This window comes from Streptococcus parasanguinis, assembly GCF_001578955.1.
In the GTDB taxonomy this organism is placed as follows: Bacteria; Bacillota; Bacilli; order Lactobacillales; family Streptococcaceae; genus Streptococcus; species Streptococcus parasanguinis_U.
Map to the genome: position 1 here is coordinate 460,943 of NZ_KQ969689.1, position 2,576 is coordinate 463,518.

General features: G+C 38.9%; 5 protein-coding genes. All 5 read left to right on the plus strand.

Annotated features, from left to right (window positions below):
• Positions 1-446, plus strand: a 446-nt coding sequence (locus SPADD19_RS12400; RefSeq protein ID WP_241496413.1) for an aldo/keto reductase, incomplete at its 5' end; no start/stop codon positions are given.
• A 2-nt stretch (positions 447-448) separates the two neighbouring features.
• Positions 449-1,306: an aldo/keto reductase gene (locus SPADD19_RS02155; RefSeq protein ID WP_061455078.1), complete on the plus strand. Its 858-nt coding sequence runs from the start codon at positions 449-451 to the stop codon at positions 1,304-1,306.
• Positions 1,307-1,333: 27 nt separating this feature from the next.
• Positions 1,334-1,990, plus strand: coding sequence for an NAD(P)H-binding protein (locus tag SPADD19_RS02160; protein WP_061455079.1), 657 nt, complete (start codon positions 1,334-1,336; stop codon positions 1,988-1,990).
• 21 nt (positions 1,991-2,011) lie between these two features.
• Positions 2,012-2,146 carry a hypothetical protein gene (locus tag SPADD19_RS13050; protein ID WP_277619455.1) on the plus strand — a complete coding sequence of 45 codons (135 nt, stop codon included), beginning with the start codon at positions 2,012-2,014 and terminating at the stop codon, positions 2,144-2,146.
• Between the two features lie 52 nt (positions 2,147-2,198).
• Positions 2,199-2,576 (plus strand): aldo/keto reductase (locus SPADD19_RS12405; protein WP_241496414.1); only part of this gene is annotated, 378 nt, incomplete at its 3' end.

Below are 2,576 nucleotides of genomic sequence, written 5' to 3' on the forward strand. Positions count from 1 at the left end.
GTCTGAGTGATCTGGTGGCTTTTAATGAAATCACACCACAGGTCAATCAAGTTGAAACCCATCCGTTTAATCAACAGATTTTCGCACAAGAGAATATGATCAAAAACAATGTTCAGATGGAGTCATGGGCTAGTTTTGCAGAAGGTAGAAATGGCATCTTTTCTCATCCGACACTAGTGGCGATTGCGGAAAAATATGGTAAGTCCACAGCTCAAATTATGATTCGTTGGCAGGTAGAGCGTGGTATCGTCTGCTTGACAAAATCAGTAAAACCAGAGCGTATGGCTGAGAATATTGATGTTTTTGATTTTAACTTAACGGATGAAGATATGACAGCCATTGCAGAACTTGATACAAAAGAAAGTCTGTTTTTCAATCACCAAGATCCTTCAACAGTTGACATGTTCTTACATTTGATTGAACAGAGAAAAAATGGAGAAAACTAAAGGTGAAAACAATTACTTTAAATGATGGCAATCGTATTCCAGCAGTTGGGTTTGGTGTTTTCCAAATTCCTGCAGACGGTTCGACCTATACAGTTGTTAAGGATGCCTTAGAAGTTGGTTACCGTCATATTGACACAGCGCAAGCTTATTTTAACGAAAAAGAAGTCGGACAAGCTATCAAAGATTCAGGCATTCCACGTGATGAAATCTTTGTCACTAGTAAACTTTGGATTCAAGATTATGCTTACGAAACTGCTAAAGCAACCATTGATGCAACCTTGGGGAAAATGGGGCTTGATTACCTTGACCTCTACCTGCTTCACCAACCTTATGGCAAAGTCGAAGAGGCTTGGAAAGCTCTAGAAGAAGCCAAATCAGCTGGTAAAATCAAATCAATCGGTGTATCAAACTTCACGCCAAACTTTTGGAATCAATTTGTTCCACATTTCAATACGATTCCAGCTGTTAACCAAGTAGAGTTCAACCCATATTTCCAACAAAAAGCTCTACGTGACTTGCTTGCAAAGGATGATGTTAAAATCGAAGCTTGGGCGCCACTCGGACAAGGAAATAAAGACTTATTTGCCGAACCAATCATTACAGCTTTGGCTAACAAATATGGCAAAGATGCTGGGCAAATTGTTTTGCGATTTGAAGTGCAAGAAGGTGTCATTGCCTTGCCAAAATCAACCAAGAAAGTTCGCATGGCATCAAACAAAGAACTCTTTGATTTTGAATTGACCGCTGAAGAAATGGCAGAGATTCGTACCCTTGACAAAGGAAAAGGTGCTCATGACCCAGACGCACCAGACGTTGGAGATTATCTCTTGTCAGCTTATGACATTCATGCTAATGATTAATTTTTAAGATTGTTGGAGGAATAATAAATGAAAAATGTTTTAATTTTGGGTGCCAATGGACAAGTTGCACGGATTGTAGCGAAGCGTCTTTTGAGCGAACAAGATGACGTTCAATTGACACTTTATTTACGAAAAAGTCATCGTGTTGATGACTTAGTGGCTATTAATCCTGCGCGTGTAAGGATAGTAGATGCTGACATTCACGACCAAGAAATGTTGGACAAGGCTGTTCAAGGACAAGATATTGTTTTTATTTCAAATGTTGACCATGACCCTGATAACAAACTGACTCAAGGTGTTATTGCAGCAATGATTAAAAATGATGTTAAACGTGTTATAGCTTCAAATGTTTTAGGGATTTACGGAGAAGTTCCTGGAGAATATGGTCGTTGGAATACAGAAATGCTTACGCAAGCAGGGCTCAATCGAGCTCGACGTTCTGACGAATTGTTAGAAAAATCAGGCTTAGATTACACAACTTTACGTTTGCCTTGGTTAAATGACCGTGATGAGGTGAAATACAGTATTACGCACAAAGGAGAATCATATGTCGGTGTCTCTGGCTCACGTCAAAGTATTGCAGACGTTGTCGTCAAAATGATTGCTGATCCAACTTACCTCAATAGAGAAAGTATAGGTCTTGCAGACCCCGATACTCAAGGTTTGACACGTCCTGTTTATTAAGATAAATAGAGAAGGAGAAAAATGAAAGTCGCAACATTTATTGAATCAGGGAAAATGACAGTTACTGAAGCAAGCCAATTTGACATGTACGACCTCCATCCTTTTATAGGTGTCGCCTTTGAGGCAATCATACCTTTCTTTGAAAGAAATATTTAATCCTAACTATCCATTTGGATAATGAAAAAAATAAATAAAAACGAGGTAAACAATGAAATACACAATACTTAATAACGGAATCAAAATGCCTATGGTTGGATTTGGAGTTTTCCAAATCCATGATGCCAAAACAACGCAGATAGTTGTAGAAGAAGCGATTAAAACGGGCTATCGTTTGATTGACACCGCCCAAGTTTATGGTAATGAAGAAGCGGTCGGAAAAGCTATCAAGGCCTCAGGTGTTCCCCGTGAGGAGCTCTTTATCACAACTAAACTTTGGATTTCAGACTTTAGCTATGAGGCTGCTAAAGACGCTTTTAATGAATCCTTACGTAAATTAGATTTGGACTACGTTGATCTCTATCTCTTACATCAACCATTTGGGGATATTTTCGGAGCTTGGCGTGCCTTAGAAGAACTTTATAAAGAA